This window comes from Pseudomonas sp. S2_E02 (assembly GCF_054668355.1).
The window spans coordinates 2,840,001-2,857,027 of the sequence record NZ_CP162761.1 but is presented as its reverse complement, the minus strand read 5'-3'; the positions used below and the strand labels follow the sequence as shown (position 1 = coordinate 2,857,027).

At 57.7% G+C, this 17,027-nt stretch carries 14 protein-coding genes, 4 tRNA genes, 2 pseudogenes and 1 riboswitch; of the genes and pseudogenes, 15 read left to right on the top strand and 5 right to left on the bottom strand.

Annotation, left to right across the window (positions count from 1 at the left end; translation table 11 throughout):
• Positions 1–25: 25 nt before the first annotated feature.
• The 5 genes and pseudogenes from astA to astE all read left to right on the top strand — a co-directional run bounded on the left by astA (position 26) and on the right by astE (position 5,399).
• Complete coding sequence (gene astA / locus AB4O01_RS12800) at positions 26–1,051, top strand: arginine N-succinyltransferase (protein ID WP_093430400.1); 1,026 nt, start codon at positions 26–28, stop codon at positions 1,049–1,051.
• Positions 1,048–2,518: pseudogene (astD, locus tag AB4O01_RS12795) on the top strand (succinylglutamate-semialdehyde dehydrogenase). The gene astA and the pseudogene astD overlap by 4 nt, the downstream one beginning before the upstream one ends.
• Before the next feature lie 163 nt (positions 2,519–2,681).
• Positions 2,682–4,028, top strand: coding sequence for an N-succinylarginine dihydrolase (astB, locus tag AB4O01_RS12790; RefSeq protein ID WP_257355933.1), 1,347 nt, complete (start codon positions 2,682–2,684; stop codon positions 4,026–4,028).
• Positions 4,029–4,085: 57 nt separating this feature from the next.
• Positions 4,086–4,376, top strand: a complete 291-nt coding sequence (locus AB4O01_RS12785; RefSeq protein ID WP_016983958.1) for a hypothetical protein — start codon at positions 4,086–4,088, stop codon at positions 4,374–4,376.
• A 12-nt stretch (positions 4,377–4,388) separates the two neighbouring features.
• On the top strand, positions 4,389–5,399 hold the full coding sequence (gene astE / locus AB4O01_RS12780) for a succinylglutamate desuccinylase (protein ID WP_460091955.1): 1,011 nt from the start codon (positions 4,389–4,391) through the stop codon (positions 5,397–5,399).
• A 156-nt stretch (positions 5,400–5,555) separates the two neighbouring features.
• Here astE and AB4O01_RS12775 read toward each other — a convergent pair whose 3' ends face one another.
• Positions 5,556–6,065 (bottom strand): 6,7-dimethyl-8-ribityllumazine synthase, encoded by a 510-nt coding sequence (locus AB4O01_RS12775; RefSeq protein WP_093430389.1) that lies wholly within the window; start codon positions 6,063–6,065, stop codon positions 5,556–5,558.
• Positions 6,066–6,166: 101 nt separating this feature from the next.
• Positions 6,167–6,338: riboswitch (FMN riboswitch) on the bottom strand.
• A gap of 198 nt (positions 6,339–6,536) precedes the next feature.
• On the opposite strand from AB4O01_RS12775, the gene ltaE reads away from it, so the two are divergent.
• The 8 genes from ltaE (at position 6,537) to AB4O01_RS12735 (ending at position 12,648) form a co-directional block, all read left to right on the top strand.
• Positions 6,537–7,541 carry a low-specificity L-threonine aldolase gene (gene ltaE, locus AB4O01_RS12770; RefSeq protein ID WP_116255029.1) on the top strand — a complete coding sequence of 335 codons (1,005 nt, stop codon included), beginning with the start codon at positions 6,537–6,539 and terminating at the stop codon, positions 7,539–7,541.
• Positions 7,542–7,687: 146 nt separating this feature from the next.
• Positions 7,688–10,306, top strand: a complete 2,619-nt coding sequence (gene alaS / locus AB4O01_RS12765; RefSeq protein WP_186625023.1) for an alanine--tRNA ligase — start codon at positions 7,688–7,690, stop codon at positions 10,304–10,306.
• A 90-nt stretch (positions 10,307–10,396) separates the two neighbouring features.
• Positions 10,397–11,638, top strand: a complete 1,242-nt coding sequence (locus tag AB4O01_RS12760; protein WP_007919332.1) for an aspartate kinase — start codon at positions 10,397–10,399, stop codon at positions 11,636–11,638.
• 187 nt (positions 11,639–11,825) lie between these two features.
• Positions 11,826–12,014, top strand: a complete 189-nt coding sequence (csrA, locus tag AB4O01_RS12755; protein WP_002554426.1) for a carbon storage regulator CsrA — start codon at positions 11,826–11,828, stop codon at positions 12,012–12,014.
• Positions 12,015–12,076: 62 nt separating this feature from the next.
• Positions 12,077–12,167, top strand: a tRNA-Ser gene (locus AB4O01_RS12750).
• 107 nt (positions 12,168–12,274) lie between these two features.
• Positions 12,275–12,351, top strand: a tRNA-Arg gene (locus AB4O01_RS12745).
• A 72-nt stretch (positions 12,352–12,423) separates the two neighbouring features.
• Positions 12,424–12,500 (top strand) — tRNA-Arg (locus tag AB4O01_RS12740).
• Positions 12,501–12,571: 71 nt separating this feature from the next.
• Positions 12,572–12,648, top strand: a tRNA-Arg gene (locus AB4O01_RS12735).
• A gap of 19 nt (positions 12,649–12,667) precedes the next feature.
• On the opposite strand, the gene AB4O01_RS12730 is transcribed toward AB4O01_RS12735, so the two are convergent.
• Entirely contained in the window at positions 12,668–13,186 is a 519-nt protein-coding gene (locus AB4O01_RS12730; RefSeq protein WP_460091954.1) for a cell envelope protein SmpA, read from the bottom strand.
• Between the two features lie 320 nt (positions 13,187–13,506).
• On the opposite strand from AB4O01_RS12730, the pseudogene mgtE reads away from it, so the two are divergent.
• Positions 13,507–14,950: pseudogene (gene mgtE, locus AB4O01_RS12725) on the top strand (magnesium transporter).
• A gap of 114 nt (positions 14,951–15,064) precedes the next feature.
• Here the strand turns inward: mgtE and AB4O01_RS12720 are convergent.
• Entirely contained in the window at positions 15,065–15,391 is a 327-nt protein-coding gene (locus tag AB4O01_RS12720) for an Arc family DNA-binding protein (protein ID WP_003178899.1), read from the bottom strand.
• 390 nt (positions 15,392–15,781) lie between these two features.
• Between AB4O01_RS12720 and phnN the strand changes: the two genes are divergently transcribed.
• The gene (gene phnN, locus AB4O01_RS12715; protein WP_186625711.1) at positions 15,782–16,351 is read left to right on the top strand and encodes a phosphonate metabolism protein/1,5-bisphosphokinase (PRPP-forming) PhnN; all 570 of its coding nucleotides are present in this window, start codon (positions 15,782–15,784) and stop codon (positions 16,349–16,351) included.
• Here phnN and AB4O01_RS12710 read toward each other — a convergent pair.
• Positions 16,326–16,505, bottom strand: a complete 180-nt coding sequence (locus AB4O01_RS12710; protein WP_095048111.1) for a PA3371 family protein — start codon at positions 16,503–16,505, stop codon at positions 16,326–16,328. The two genes, phnN and AB4O01_RS12710, sit on opposite strands and share 26 nt — an antisense overlap.
• 20 nt (positions 16,506–16,525) lie before the next feature.
• On the bottom strand, positions 16,526–16,762 hold the full coding sequence (locus tag AB4O01_RS12705) for a hypothetical protein (RefSeq protein ID WP_460091953.1): 237 nt from the start codon (positions 16,760–16,762) through the stop codon (positions 16,526–16,528).
• Positions 16,763–17,027: the final 265 nt, after the last annotated feature.

Genomic DNA, 17,027 nt, shown 5'->3' with positions numbered 1-17,027 from the left:
AAGGCGGCCCGTTTGAGGAGATAGCATGATTGTTCGTCCCGTACGCAGTAGCGATTTATCCGCTCTGATCGACCTGGCCCGCAGCACCGGCACCGGCCTGACCACGTTGCCGGCCAACGAAGAACGTCTGGCCCACCGGGTCGGCTGGGCCGAGAAGACCTTTCGCGGCGAAGCTGGCCGTGGCGACGCGGACTACCTGTTCGTGCTCGAAGACGACGATGGCCGCGTGGTAGGGATTTCCGCCATTGCTGGCGCCGTTGGTCTGCGTGAGCCGTGGTACAACTTCCGTGTCGGTCTGACCGTCAGCGCTTCGCAAGAGCTGAACATCTATCGCGAGATCCCGACGCTGTTTCTGGCCAACGATCTGACCGGCAATTCCGAGCTGTGCTCGCTGTTCCTGCACGCCGATTACCGCAACGGTCTGAACGGTCGCATGCTGTCGAAGGCGCGGATGCTGTTCATCGCGGAATTCCCTGAGCTGTTCGGCAACAAGATCATCGCCGAAATGCGCGGTGTGTCCGATGACGCCGGCCGTTCGCCGTTCTGGGAAAGTCTCGGTCGTCACTTCTTCAAGATGGAATTCAGCCAGGCCGATTACCTGACCGGTGTCGGCAACAAGGCGTTCATTGCTGAGCTGATGCCGAAATTCCCGCTGTACACCTGCTTCCTCTCCGAAGGCGCACGTAACGTCATCGGTCAGGTGCACCCGGACACCGAGCCCGCCTTGGCGATGCTCAAGAGCGAAGGTTTCAGCTACCAGGGTTACGTCGACATCTTCGACGCAGGTCCGGCCATCGAATGCGAAACCGGCAAGATCCGCGCAGTGCGTGACAGTGAAGCGCTGGTGCTCGCCGTTGGCACGCCGGGCGAAGACGCGACGCCGTTCATCATCCATAACCGCAAGCGCGAAGATTGCCGCATCACTGCTGCGCCGGCGCGTCTGGCTGCCGGCACTCTGGTGGTCGATCCGCAGACCGCCAAACGTCTTCAACTCAACGCTGGCGATCAAGTGCGCGCCGTGGCGTTGTCCGCTGCACGGGAGTCGAAATAATGAATTCGCTATACATCGCAGGTGAGTGGCTGGCCGGCCAGGGCGAAGCCTTTCAATCGCTGAACCCGGTGACCCAGCAAGTGCTGTGGTCGGGGGAGGGTGCCACGGCTGCGCAGGTTGAGTCGGCTGTGCAAGCTGCGCGTCAGGCGTTTCCAGGCTGGGCACGTCGTACGCTGGAAGAGCGCATCACTGTGCTTGAGGCTTTTGCCGCGTCGTTGAAAAACCACGCTGACGAACTGGCTCGCACCATTGGTGAAGAGACCGGCAAACCACTGTGGGAATCGGCGACCGAAGTGACCAGCATGGTCAACAAAATTGCCATCTCGGTGCAGAGCTACCGTGAACGTACCGGCGAGAAGAGCGGCCCGTTGGGCGACGCCACCGCCGTACTGCGCCACAAGCCGCACGGCGTGGTCGCGGTGTTCGGTCCTTACAATTTCCCTGGGCACTTGCCGAACGGCCATATCGTTCCGGCGCTGCTGGCCGGCAACAGCGTATTGTTCAAGCCCAGCGAACTGACCCCGAAAGTCGCCGAGCTAACGGTCAAGTGCTGGATCGAGGCCGGTCTGCCGGCGGGCGTGTTGAACCTGCTGCAAGGCGCTCGCGAAACCGGCATCGCACTGGCGGCGAACCCGGGCATCGACGGTCTGTTCTTCACCGGTTCGAGCCGCACAGGCAACCATCTGCACCAGCAGTTTGCCGGGCGTCCGGACAAGATTCTGGCGCTGGAAATGGGTGGCAATAACCCGCTGGTGGTGGATCAGGTCGCTGATCTGGATGCGGCGGTTTACACGATCATTCAGTCGGCGTTCATCTCTGCCGGTCAGCGTTGCACCTGTGCACGCCGTCTGCTGGTGCCGCAAGGCGCAGTGGGGCGACAGTCTGCTCAAGCGTCTGGTGGAAGTCAGTGCGAGCATTGAGGTCGGTGCATTCGATCAGCAACCAGCGCCATTCATGGGCTCGGTGATTTCCCTCGGCGCGGCGAAAGCGCTGATGGATGCTCAAGAACATCTGTTGGCCAACGGCGCCGTGTCACTGCTGGAAATGACTCAGCCGCAGGCCCAGGCCGCGCTGCTGACCCCGGGCATACTCGATGTCACCGCAGTTGCCGATCGCCCGGACGAAGAACTGTTCGGCCCGTTGCTGCAAGTAATCCGCTACACCGATTTCGAAGCGGCGATCGCTGAAGCCAACGACACTGCTTACGGCCTGGCCGCAGGTCTGTTGTCGGATTCTGAAGCGCGTTATCAGCAGTTCTGGCTGGAAAGCCGCGCCGGTATCGTCAACTGGAACAAGCAGCTGACCGGCGCTGCGAGCAGCGCGCCGTTTGGTGGTGTCGGCGCTTCGGGCAACCACCGCGCCAGCGCCTATTACGCGGCGGATTACTGCGCGTACCCGGTGGCCTCGCTGGAAACCCCAAGCCTGGTGTTGCCTGCTGCCCTGACGCCTGGCGTGAAAATGGCGTGATGCCCATTCGCGAGCAGGCTCGCTCCCACAGATTCAGTGGTGTTCACACATTTTGTGTTCAACATAAATCCTGTGGGAGCGAGCTTGCTCGCGAAGGCCGCGCCTCGGTCTAAAAGAATAGTTACTGAAGCCTATAACAACAGATTCTCGTGGAGCCTCGCTGATGAAATCCTATGAAGTCAATTTTGACGGTCTAGTGGGGCCGACCCATAACTACGGTGGTCTGTCCTACGGTAACGTTGCTTCCCAGAGCAACAGCCAGCAGTCTTCGAACCCGAAGGAAGCGGCCTTGCAAGGTCTGGCGAAGATGAAAGCGCTGATGGAAATGGGCTTTCAGCAAGGCGTGCTCGCACCGCAGGAGCGTCCGGACGTGGCCGCTCTGCGCCGTCTGGGCTTCAGCGGTACCGACGCGCAGGTGATCGAGCGCGCCGCCAAAGAGGCGATGCCGCTGCTGGTCGCCAGTTGTTCCGCGTCGAGCATGTGGGTGGCTAACGCCGCGACTGTCAGCCCGAGTGCCGACACCGCAGACGGTCGCGTGCATTTCACCGCCGCCAACCTCAACTGCAAATACCACCGCAGCATCGAGCACCCGACCACCAGCCGCGTGCTCGGCGCGATGTTCGCCAATCAGCAGCACTTCGCCCATCACGCCGCGTTGCCGGCAGTGGCGCAGTTCGGCGACGAAGGTGCGGCCAACCACACACGTTTCTGCCGCGAATATGGCGAAGCGGGCGTCGAGTTTTTCGTATTCGGTCGCAGTGCCTTCGACAATCGCTACCCGGCGCCGCAGAAATATCCGGCGCGCCAGACCCTCGAAGCCTCGCAAGCCGTTGCGCGTCTGCACGGTCTGCGTGACGAAGGCGTGGTTTACGCGCAGCAGAACCCGAACGTGATCGATCAAGGCGTGTTCCACAACGACGTGATCGCCGTCGGTAACGGTGAAGTGCTGTTCTATCACGAGGACGCGTTCCTCGAGACCGATCAGATGCTGGCCGAACTGCAAAGCAAGCTCGCCAAAGTCGGCGGCAACTTCCAGTCCGTGTGTGTGCCGCGTTCGGCAGTCACCGTGGATGATGCGGTGCGTTCCTACCTGTTCAACAGCCAGTTGCTCTCGCGTCCTGACGGTTCGATGCTGCTGATCGTGCCGCAAGAGTGCCAGGCCAACGAGCGCGTCTGGACTTACCTGCAAGAGCTGACCAGCTCCGGCGGCCTGATCCGCGAAGTGAAAGTCTTCGATCTCAAGCAAAGCATGCAGAACGGTGGTGGCCCGGCGTGCCTGCGACTGCGCGTCGCGCTTAACGAAACCGAACTGGCGGCGGTCAACCCAGGGGTTATCATGACGCCACCGTTGTACGGTTCGTTGACCGCATGGGTTGAAAAGCACTACCGCGACCGCCTGAGCGAAACCGATCTGGCGGATCCGCAATTGCTGCTTGAATGCCGGACGGCACTGGATGAACTGACGCAAATCCTTAAACTGGGCGCGGTTTATCCATTCCAGATCAATTGATGGCCGGCGCGTCGCCTGAACGCGGCGCGCGGCTTGTCTCACCAAGAGAGTAAAAACATGAGCGATTCCCTGCAGTTGATCCTTGAAGACACCGACGGCACGCAACTGCAAACCTCGTGCACCCGCGTCGCGGTCATGTGGCAAGGCAAAGAGCTGTGGATCCAGCAGGACGGCCGTGGCCAACTGCTGATCGGCGTGGACGTTGAAGAAGGTGACGCCGAGTACGCCAACCTGCTGCTGCGCCCATTGGCGACTAATCTGGTAAGTCTGCAACTGGAAATGGAACCGGCTGACGTCGGCGACGACGAAGACCACGTGCACGGCCCGGATTGCAACCACGATCACTAAGGAAACCGCTCTATGCTCGCCCTCGGCAAACTGCTTGAACTGACCCTCGCCGGCCGCGAACCGGCGGAGAAGACTCAACTGACTGTCGAAGGCGTGCGTATGCGCTGGTTGAGCGAAGGTGCGCTGGAAGTGCGGCCACCCGAAGCACGCGACAATGGCCTGGACCTGCTGCTGTCGGCAGGTATTCACGGCAACGAAACAGCGCCGATCGAGTTGCTTGACCGGCTGCTGCACGACATCGCCCGCGGCGATCTGAAGCCGCGCGCACGCATTCTGTTCCTGTTCGGCAACCCGGAAGCGATTCGCAAGGGCGAGCGTTTCGTCGAGCAGGACGTCAATCGGCTGTTCAACGGCCGTCATGAACAAAGCAGTGGCAGCGAAGCGCTGCGTGCCTGTGAGCTGGAACGTCTGGCGGCGAGTTTCTTCAGTCAGCCGGATCGCCAGCGTCTGCACTATGACCTGCACACGGCGATTCGCGGTTCGAAGATCGAACAGTTCGCGCTGTATCCGTGGAAGGAAGGTCGCCAGCATTCGCGTCTGGAGCTGGCACGTCTGCGTGCTGCCGGGATGGAAGCGGTGCTGTTGCAGAACAAACCGTCGATCGTCTTCAGCTCGTACACCTACGACAAGCTCGGTGCCGAGGCTTTTACGCTGGAACTGGGCAAGGCGCGGCCGTTCGGGCAGAACGACGGGGTCAATGTCTCGCTGCTGGAAACCCGTCTGCAGCAGATCATTGAAGGCAACGAGCCGGAGATGGCGGAGCAGGGGCTGGACGGTTTGCAGCTGTTCAGCGTCGCCCGGGAAATCATCAAGCACAGCGATGCATTCCGTCTGAACCTGCCGCAGGACATCGAAAACTTTTCAGAGTTGGAAATGGGCTATGTGTTGGCCGAAGATCTGGCTAATACCCGTTGGGTCATTGAGGAAGAGGGAGCACGCATCATTTTTCCCAATCCCAAGGTCAAGAACGGCTTGCGCGCGGGCATCCTGATCGTCCCGACCACCGACGAAAACCTCGCCTGACCTCAATCGCAAGGTCTACACAGAACCACTGTGGGAGCGAGCTTGCTCGCGAATGCAATCGGGCATTCAACATTTAAGTTGGCTGTCAATCCGCTTTCGCGAGCAAGCTCGCTCCCACAGGGGAATGAGTGAGACCAGAGATCTCACTCATCGTGTTTACACCGCTACAGCATGCGGCTCGGTGCGGCGCAGTGCGCGAACCTTGCGCAGCGTATCGGCGCAAGTCCGTGCCGCTTCCTGGCCCTTGTGTACAAAGTGCTCAAAGAAAAACTTCTGATGCTCGTCACCGGCATGGAAATGATGCGGCGTCAGGGATACCGAGAACACCGGCACTTCAGTTTCCAGCTGCACTTGCATCAGGCCGCTGACCACCGACTGAGCGACGAACTCGTGACGGTAGATGCCGCCGTCCACGACCAGGGCTGCGGCGACGATGCCGGCATAACGACCGGTCTTGGCCAGCAACTTGGCGTGCAGGGGCATTTCAAAAGCGCCGCCGACTTCGAAGATGTCGATGTCCGATTCCTGATAACCCAAGGCAAGCATTTCGGCGACGAAGCCTTTACGGCTCTGGTCGACGATTTCCTTGTGCCAGCAGGCCTGAATGAACGCAACGCGCTCGCCGTGAGGGTGTTTGCTTTTACTGTCGATAGCGGTGGGTTGCATGTTCTGACTCCTGTTTGTGTGAAAAACAGGGCGTTATGAATCGAAAGGGATTCAAGGGTGCGCACACGCACAACATCGCGCGGACGGCCCTTTGGCGTTAATCCCGTTCTCTCTTCATCCGGACTATGACCGTCGGCCCCGGAATCACACCGGGTCTGCTGACCTTGCCATCGCGCACAACCGAAGCTGTGTTCGTCGCCAAGCGCTCGCGGGCTATGCGCATTGCGCGCAATTACCGCCGGTGGGGAATTGCACCCCGCCCTGAGAACGTTTTTGCCGCCCTTTCTCGGGCGGCGCAGCGTTTTTAACACAGATTGTGGCTGTGTGCATTGCGCCTTTCTGATGATTGCCATCGAATTTTCTGGCGGTTCGAAACGACTTTTCCTTGCGCAAGGGTTGATTAATCCGAGCGATGACCGCAGTAATTCAACTTCGTAAAGGGATTTCCCCTGCTGATTAGAGGCCAGGTTCATGAGCGTTATTGATCTTCGCAGCGACACCGTCACCCAACCGACTCCCGCCATGCTCGATGCGATGACCGCAGCGGACACCGGTGATGACGTTTACGGCGAAGATCCGACGGTCAATCGTCTCGAGGCCCAATTGGCCCAACGCTTGGGTTTTGCCGCCGCTTTATTTGTGCCGACCGGCACCATGAGCAACCTGCTGGGGTTGATGGCGCACTGTGAGCGCGGCGACGAATACATCGTTGGCCAGCAGGCGCACACCTACAAATACGAGGGCGGTGGCGCGGCGGTGCTGGGCTCGATCCAGCCGCAGCCGCTGGAAGTGCAGGCCGACGGTTCGCTGGATCTGGATCAGGTCGCGGCGGCGATCAAGCCTGACGACTTCCATTTCGCTCGGACTCGTTTGCTGGCGCTGGAAAACACCATGCAGGGCAAAGTGCTGCCGCTGGAGTACCTGGCCCGCGCACGCCGCTTCACTCAGGATAAAGGCTTGCAACTGCACCTCGACGGCGCGCGTCTTTACAACGCGGCAGTCAAGCTGGGCGTCGATGCCCGGGAAATCACTCAGTACTTTGATTCGGTGTCGGTGTGCCTGTCCAAAGGCCTTGGCGCGCCGGTGGGCTCAGTGCTGTGTGGCTCTGAGCAGTTGATCGGCAAGGCTCGTCGCTTGCGCAAAATGGTCGGCGGCGGCATGCGTCAGGCTGGGCTGCTGGCAGCGGCGGGGCTGTATGCTCTGGACCACAATGTTGATCGTCTGGCAGACGACCATGCCAACGCACAGTTACTGGCCGAGGGCTTGCGTGAAGCAGGTTTCATCGTCGAACCGGTGCAAACCAACATGGTTTATGTGCAAATGGGTGAAAAAGCTGAAGCGATCAAGGCCTTTGCCGCCGAGCGCGGGATCAAGTTGAGCGCTGCCGCGCGTCTGCGCATGGTCACGCACATGGACGTCAATCGCTCGCAAATCGAGCAAGTGATCGCGACATTCGTCGAGTTTTCGCGCAAGTGACAGCGTTAGCCGTCCAATTGACCGTTTCTATCGTATAAACACGCTGTACCCCGCGCGTAGGGCCGATATAATGCGGCCCTTTGCCGTCGCTTCGTCTGTTGACGTTTCGAACAGGCCTTTGGCCGCAGCCTCCGTGGAAGAACCTAATGAAAAGCGCAGAAATCCGTGAAGCCTTCCTTCGCTTCTTCGAAGAGCAAGGCCACACCCGTGTAGCCTCCAGCTCTTTGATTCCGGGCAACGACCCAACCCTGCTGTTCACTAACGCGGGGATGAACCAGTTCAAGGACTGCTTCCTGGGCCAGGAAAAACGTGCGTACACCCGCGCGACCAGCAGCCAGAAATGCGTGCGTGCCGGTGGCAAGAACAGCGACCTGGAAAACGTCGGTTATACCGCTCGTCACCACACATTTTTCGAAATGCTCGGTAATTTCAGCTTCGGCGACTATTTCAAGCACGACGCGATTACCTTTGCCTGGACTTTCCTGACCGGCGTTCTGAAACTGCCGAAGGAAAAACTCTGGGTCACTGTCTACGCCTCCGACGACGAAGCGTATGACATCTGGACCAAAGAAATCGGTGTGCCGGTCGAGCGCATGATCCGCATCGGCGACAACAAAGGCGCGCCTTACGCCTCCGACAACTTCTGGACCATGGGCGATACCGGCCCGTGCGGCCCATGCACCGAGATTTTCTACGATCACGGCGACCACATCTGGGGCGGCCCACCGGGCTCGCCGGAAGAAGACGGCGACCGTTACATCGAGATCTGGAACAACGTGTTCATGCAGTTCAACCGCACCGCCGATGGCGTGTTGCATCCGTTGCCAGCGCCGTCGGTCGACACCGGCATGGGCCTGGAGCGGATCAGTGCGGTGATGCAGCACGTCAATTCCAACTACGACATTGACCTGTTCAAGAACCTGCTGAAGGCCTCGGCTGAAGCCATCGGTTGCGAAAATGGCGATCAGTCGTCGCTCAAGGTTGTTTCCGACCATATCCGTTCGTGCGGCTTCCTGATTGCTGACGGCGTGCTGCCGTCCAACGAAGGTCGCGGTTATGTGCTGCGCCGGATCATCCGTCGCGCCTGCCGTCACGGTAACAAACTGGGCGCCACCGGCAGCTTCTTCTACAAGATCGTCGCGGCGCTGGTCGCCGAGATGGGCGAAGCGTTCCCGGAACTGAAGAAGCAGCAGAGCAACATCGAACGTGTGCTCAAGGCTGAGGAGGAGCAGTTCTCCAAAACGCTGGAGCACGGCCTGAAGATCCTCGAGCAGGATCTGCTGGAACTCAAAGGCACCGTGGTGCCGGGCGACGTGGTGTTCAAACTCTACGACACCTACGGTTTCCCGATGGACCTGACCGCCGACATCGCCCGTGAGCGCAGCCTGACGGTCGACGAAGCCGGTTTCGAGCGTGAGATGGAAGCCCAGCGTGTTCGTGCGCGTTCGGCCAGCTCGTTCGGTCTGGATTACAACACTCTGGTCAAGGTTGATGTCGCCACCGAGTTTACCGGCTACAAAGACACCAGCGGTTCGGCAAAAATTGTCGCTATCTATAAAGATGGCCAGTCGGTCGACGTCTTGAACGAAGGCGAAGAGGCGGTGATCGTTCTGAATCAGACGCCGTTCTACGCTGAATCCGGCGGCCAGATCGGCGACTGCGGTTTCCTGCAGGCAGGTAACGCGCGTTTCGACGTACGTGACACCACCAAGACCGGCGGCGCATTCCTGCACCACGGCGTGCTGGATTCGGGCAGCCTGACCATTGGCGCGCCAGTGGAAACTCACGTCGACGCCGAAGTGCGTCACGCCACTTCGCTGAACCACTCGGCCACGCACTTGCTGCACGCTGCATTGCGTCAGGTCTTGGGCGAGCACGTTCAGCAGAAAGGTTCGTTGGTGGATAGCCAGCGTCTGCGTTTCGACTTCAGTCACTTTGAAGCGATCAAGCCGGAACAGATCAAAGCGCTGGAAGATATCGTCAACGCGGAGATCCGTAAGAACTCCGCGGTTGAAACCGAAGAAACCGACATCGAAACCGCGAAGAACAAAGGCGCCATGGCGCTGTTCGGCGAGAAGTATGGCGACAACGTGCGCGTGCTGAGCATGGGCGGCGATTTCTCCGTCGAGCTGTGTGGCGGTATCCACGCCAACCGTACCGGCGACATCGGCCTGCTGAAAATCATCAGCGAAGGCGGTGTGGCTTCGGGTGTGCGTCGTATCGAGGCAGTCACTGGTGCTGCGGCACTGGCCTACTTGAACGCGGCAGAAGAACAACTCAAGGAAGCGGCCAGCCTGGTCAAGGGCAGCCGCGACAACCTGATCGACAAGCTGTCGGCCGTGCTGGAGCGCAACCGCCAACTGGAGAAGCAGCTGGAGCAGTTGCAGGCCAAGGCTGCCAGCGCCGCGGGCGACGATCTGTCGAACTCGGCAGTGGACGTCAAGGGTGTGAAGGTTCTGGCCGCACGTCTGGATGGTCAGGACGGCAAGGCGCTGCTGGCGCTGGTTGATCAGCTGAAAAACAAACTCGGCCGCGCAGTGATCCTGCTCGGCAGTGTCCATGAGGAAAAGGTCGTACTGGTTGCAGGCGTAACCAAGGACCTGACTGGCCAACTCAAAGCCGGTGATTTGATGAAGCAGGCTGCTGCGGCAGTGGGCGGGAAGGGCGGTGGTCGTCCGGACATGGCGCAGGGCGGCGGTATCGACGCCGGCGCACTGGATGGCGCACTGGCGCTGACCGTTCCATTCGTCGAGCAGGGTTTATAAGGCAGTCCGCCCGGCCCGCAGTCTAGTGGCGGGCCCGGCGGCTGTTCGAGTGATTATTGGGCGCCCTTCATGGGCAGAGGCGGCTTTGAAATGGCTTTGATCGTACAGAAATTTGGAGGCACCTCGGTCGGTACTGTCGAGAGAATCGAGCAGGTCGCCGACAAGGTTAAGAAATTCCGCGATGCCGGCGATGACCTGGTGGTTGTGCTGTCTGCAATGAGCGGCGAAACCAACCGTCTGATCGATCTGGCCAAACAAATCAGTGGCGACACTCAACCGGTTCCGCGTGAACTGGATGTGATCGTTTCCACTGGTGAGCAGGTGACGATTGCCCTGTTGGCCATGGCGCTGATCAAGCGCGGCGTGCCGGCGGTGTCGTACACCGGTAATCAGGTGCGGATCCTGACGGACAGTGCGCACAATAAAGCGCGTATCTTGCAGATTGATGACCAGAAGATTCGTGGTGATCTGAAAGCCGGTCGCGTTGTCGTTGTCGCCGGTTTCCAGGGCGTCGACGAGCACGGCAACATCACCACTCTCGGTCGTGGCGGTTCCGACACCACCGGTGTGGCACTGGCTGCCGCGTTGAAGGCTGACGAGTGCCAGATCTACACCGACGTTGACGGTGTTTACACCACCGACCCACGTGTTGTGCCAGTCGCTCAACGTCTCGACAAGATTACCTTTGAAGAGATGCTGGAAATGGCCAGCCTCGGTTCCAAGGTGTTGCAGATCCGTGCGGTGGAATTCGCCGGCAAGTACAACGTTCCGCTGCGCGTACTGCACAGCTTCAAGGAGGGTCCGGGTACCCTCATTACTATTGATGAAGAGGAAACCATGGAACAGCCGATCATTTCCGGCATCGCTTTCAACCGCGATGAAGCCAAGCTGACCATCCGTGGCGTGCCAGACACCCCGGGCGTGGCGTTCAAGATTCTCGGTCCGATCAGTGCCGCGAATATCGAAGTCGACATGATCGTGCAGAACGTAGCGCACGATAACACCACCGACTTCACCTTCACCGTGCACCGCAACGACTACCAGGCCGCACAGACCGTGCTGGAAAACACCGCTCGCGAGATCGGTGCCCGTGAAGTGGTTGGCGACACCAAGATTGCCAAGGTATCGATCGTCGGCGTCGGCATGCGCTCCCACGCAGGCGTGGCCAGCCGCATGTTCGAATCCCTGGCGAAAGAAAGCATCAACATCCAGATGATCTCGACCTCGGAAATCAAGGTTTCCGTGGTGATTGAAGAGAAGTACCTGGAACTGGCCGTGCGCGCCCTGCACACGGCTTTCGAACTGGATGCTCCGGCCCGTCAGGGCGAGTAATTCCGTTTCTTGAAGGGCGCGGTCTGACCGCGCCCTTTATTTTTTGAATGGCGCGAGCCCTGAACTGTTCTTTTGCTCGCGCTGGTCAATACTCAGGCATGTAGGGCTACGATCGCTCCGGTTGTAGGTCGGGTGCCTTTTTTTTGCAGACTGTTGTCCCTGAACTGAATTGCGTGAGGAGAAAGGTATGCTGATTCTGACTCGTCGGTGCGCAGAAAGCCTGATTATCGGTGATGGCGAAATCACCGTGACCGTGCTCGGCGTTAAAGGAAACCAAGTGCGTATCGGCGTCAACGCCCCGAAAGAGGTTGCCGTGCACCGTGAGGAAATTTACCTGCGTATAAAGAAAGAGAAGGACGAAGAACCAAGCCATTAATTTTTATCGATTTTTATGTTTGCAAACGGGGAAAAGGTTGGTTAAGATACGCCCCGTGTTGCGGAGAGCTGGCCGAGTGGCCGAAGGCGCTCCCCTGCTAAGGGAGTACACCTCAAAAGGGTGTCGGGGGTTCGAATCCCCCGTTCTCCGCCATTATTTGCTTAGTACGTTGTAATCTGGCTTTTTCTGTAAGTTGTTGAAATTAATAGAAAAAGTGGTTGGAATAGAGATTAGACGGGCTATAATGCGGCGCAACAAATGCACTCGTAGCTCAGCTGGATAGAGTACTCGGCTACGAACCGAGCGGTCACAGGTTCGAATCCTGTCGAGTGCACCATTTAAGAGTCAGTTACAGCAATGTAAGTGACTCGGCTTCAACCAGGTGTGATCTGGTCTAACAAACACAAATGCACTCGTAGCTCAGCTGGATAGAGTACTCGGCTACGAACCGAGCGGTCACAGGTTCGAATCCTGTCGAGTGCACCATTTAAGAGTTAGTTGCAGCAATGTGAATAACTTGGTTTCAGCCAGTTGTGGTCTGGTCTAAAAACACAAATGCACTCGTAGCTCAGCTGGATAGAGTACTCGGCTACGAACCGAGCGGTCACAGGTTCGAATCCTGTCGAGTGCACCATATACCAAAAAGCCCGCGTTTAACGCGGGCTTTTTGCTGTCCGGGATTTGGTTTTTGCTTTCACGCATCCTCGTTCGTCAAAATCAATTTGAGCCGAACGTCCTCGCTTGAGGTCGTATCGATAGCTCGTCGTCGATGTTCGGATATTTACCTTGTCCGGTTTACCTAGCGCGCTCTCGACATCTTGTTGGCTCATGCCGGCAATGACGCGGCGATTGATGATCGCTTCGCGACGTTGCCTGGCGTCGATCAGGTTTCCGCATCTGTCTTCAGCGTGACCAACAATCCCCAGTGCTCGAGTTTTTGTTGTCATCCCGGATATTTTCTCATGGTTGTGTTCCGGCATCACCGCCACGACTGATCCGGGGGAATAGGGGTGAACTTCCTGTGCTGAGCGCCGCTCGCCGTGCGCACAACTCATCGAGGTGAAGGTGATGCTGCCATCATCGGCTTCGCAACGATGCAGTGTGAGGGCGGCTCCGCCAGGCGGCACGCAAAGCAGGCTGGCGAGTACAAGGTGAGATGTTTTCAAGGGCATTCGACGTCCTCCATGACGATCTATGCTCAAGGGTAGTCGCTACATTTTTCAGTGTCGGTGTGTTTTTTTTTCAGAATGAGTCGTCGCATAGCAAGGATCAGGACAGTGCTCAGGTTTGTTTCGCAAGCGCTTGTTTCGCCCGCGATTTTTTAACGTTTTAAACCGTCATGCGGTGTATCATTGCGCCCGTCAGCCCCGCCGGGGCTTATGGAAAAATTCCATGGACTTACCCAGTAGTTACTCAGTACCCCGTTTCACCAATCATGAATTGACTGATTGATTCTTCCGGCGTGCCCCGCTGCTGGGAGTGGAGTTCGCCTATGTCTGAAATCGAAGTAAAGAAAACGCAAGAAAGCCTGCAGGATCGCCTGGCTCAGGTCGTCGAGCTGCTGCAGCGTCAACGGGTCGTTGAAGACCTGACTCATCGCCAGGAAGGCGCGCATCACGATCGCGTCGAAAATCTGGTTCACCGGCAAAATCTCGTCGAGCTGCAACGCAAGCTCGATGATCTGCACTCCGCCGACGTCGCCTATATCCTTGAAGCCTTGCCGCTGGACGACCGTCTGACGCTTTGGCAATTGGTCAAGGCTGATCGCGACGGCGACATTCTTCTCGAAGTATCCGACTCCGTTCGTGAAACGCTGATCGCCGACATGGACGATCACGAGCTCCTGGCCGCCGCCAAGGACATGGATGCAGACGAACTTGCTGACCTGGCTTCCGAGCTGCCGCGAGACGTCGTCCATGAGCTGATGGAGAGCCTGGATAATCAGCAGCGTGAGCGCGTGCGTTCGGCCTTGTCCTACGACGAGGAGCAGGTTGGTGCGCTGATGGACTTCGAGATGGTGACTATCCGTGAGGATGTCAGTCTCGAAGTCGTTCTGCGCTATCTGCGTCGCCTTAAAGAGCTTCCGGGCCATACCGATAAACTGTTCGTGGTCGATTACGACGGTGTGCTCAAAGGTGTGCTGCCGATCAAGCGCCTTTTGGTTAATGATCCGGACAAGCAAGTAGCCGAGGTGATGGCTAGCGACCCGGTGAGTTTTCACCCGGACGAAGATGCCTACGACGCCGCACAGGCGTTCGAACGTTACGACTTGATCTCGGCTCCGGTCGTCGACAAGAACGGTAAGTTGATCGGTCGTCTGACCATCGATGAAATGGTCGACCTGATTCGTGAAGAAAGCGAGAACGAAGTCCTCAACATGGCGGGTCTGCGTGAGGAGGAAGACATCTTCGCGTCGGTCTGGAAGTCGCTTCGTAACCGTTGGGCATGGCTGGCGATCAACTTGATCACTGCGTTTGTCGCATCGCGGGTGATCGGTCTGTTCGAGGGCTCGATCGAGAAACTGGTGGCGCTCGCTGCACTGATGCCGATCGTGGCGGGCATTGGCGGTAATTCCGGTAACCAGACGATCACCATGATCGTTCGCGCCATGGCGCTCGATCAGGTAAGCACCGGCAATACTTCGCGCCTGATGCGCAAGGAAATTGGCCGTAGGCTTGATCAATGGCCTTGTCTGGGGCGGTGTAATTGGTGTTGTTGCTTATCTTCTTTACGGAAGTTGGTCGTTGGGTGTGGTGATGACCGCGGCAATGACTCTCAATCTGTTGCTGGCTGCATTGATGGGGGTATTGATCCCTATGACCTTGGCGAAGATGGGGCGAGACCCTGCGATGGGGGCTAGCGTGATGATTACTGCGATGACCGACAGCGGTGGTTTCTTCATCTTCCTCGGGCTGGCGACAATATTCCTGCTCTGATCAGCTACAGCGAAACAGCCCGCCTATCTGGCGGGCTTTTTTTTGCCTGGGAAAACTCAAAATCCGCGCAAAAAAAAGCCAGCAATTATGCTGGCTTGAGATGTTCGTTATGGCTCAGGACGCGTCTGCTGCCATTTCGGCGTCATGGGCAATCAAGGACACCAAGGCGTTCTGCTGACGGTGAGACAGCTGGCGGAAACGTTGCAACAGTTCGCGCTCGTGCAACGACAGCTCCGGGCTGTCCAGGCGCATGCTCAGCTCTTCGCCCAGTGCACCTTCCTGAATAAGACTCTGCTCAAGGCGCGCAATGATCTCGGAGTTCATGCTGCGATGATGATTGCGAGCCACCTCGGCAATGCGTTCACGCATTCCGTCTGGCAGACGTACGACGAACTTGTCAGCCGTACGGCTGGAATAAATTGCCTGTTTCAATGGGCGCATATATTTAACCGGTTAGTTCAGGGGAGCGGTTCTCGGGATTGGCCGCAGGATGTGTGGTAGGACAAGCATCCGCGCCAAATGGTTCAACCTGAATTGTTAAGAGGCCCGCATCATGCCTCAAAATTGCCAGATCATTGGCGTCAATTCTGTGACAAATATTGAGCTGGGTAAAGGCGTAATGCCAGCACCAATTATCAGAAATGCGGACTGGTTAGAAATCTTCACCTCTGTCCGCATCCTTGTCCGCTTCCTGCTGCACATCAATTGATGTCCGAGGGCATCAGAACGTGCATGCTATGCGGGTTCTGCATCCTTGTTCCTTACCTGTACAGGATAGTGGCAAATTGCCGATTTACTAGTGGCATACACCTGCTGGAGGGTGTTTTCAGGATGGATGGCAAGCTAATTTACTTGATGGGGCCGTCCGGGTCAGGCAAGGACAGTTTGATCGAGGCTGCGCGAGCCCCCTTACGTGCATTGAACTGTGAGGTGATGCGTCGGGTGATCACGCGATCTGCCGAATCGGTGGGGGAGGATGCTGTTGGGGTGACACCGGATGAGTTTGAGCGGCGTGAGCGCGCCGGCGAATTTTCATTGGCCTGGCGTGCCAATGGTCTCGCCTACGGGATTCCAGTGGAAATGGATCAATGGCTGAATGCTGGACGGCATGTATTGGTCAATGGTTCGCGGGCCAATCTGCGTCAAGCAATGCAGCACTATCCGGCGCTGCTGCCAGTCTTGCTGACAGTTCGGGATGAGGTGTTGCGAGAACGTCTGCTAAGGCGCGGTCGAGAAACGCTTGAGCAAATTGACGCAAGACTGGATCGCAATGTGTTGTTCAAGGATAGGCGGTCAAGTGATGAGCCGGTAAATGTCATTGATAATTCCGGGGAGCTGGCGGAGGCCGTCAGTGATCTTTTGCGTCTGATCAGGCTCAGCGTAAAACCGGATCAAATTTGATCTTTCTTCCCGCAGCCAGCGCCAGCACAAATAGTGTGGCAAAAATGGCGCAGCCAATCAGGGGCAGGGTGATTTCAGCGCCCTCGAACAGCGATAAATGCACAACGCCACTCAATAGAGCGAGGATCAGAAATCCCGCAGCTGACTTGGACATGTTTTACTCCTGAAGATGTTTCAAAAAACCAGATGTTCGGAGGTCAGTGCTGGTCGCACCTGCTCAGAGTTACTGACGGCCTGTGGGGTAGAGGTGTCCTGATCGTTCAGCACCGCCAGTTGGGGTGCTTTTTGTACCTGCAAGTAATGCGGCATGCGCTGGGCCAATGGCTTCTGTGTTGCATGCTCGGGCACAAACTGGAGGCTCACCAAAACCGCAAGAGCAATTGCATTTGCAAGCAAAAGGGTGGTGTTCATGGGTGTAGCTCCGAATGTTCTTCGATAGAACAGACAAAGCAGCCGTCGTGCCAACAGTTTAACCTCTGTTAAGTCCTTTAAAAACAAGCATTTGAGCGGGTTTTTCGAGTTTTGCAGGTTGCAATCTGCAATAGTGGCTTTTCAGTGAGCATGCAAAATGCACGGTAATTCTTCCCGCAGCATTGCAGGGCGCTTGCCTACACTTAAAAAGCCCAACGGACGACATGACAAATCGGGGTTCGGTGGTTAACATGCACGCCGTCCG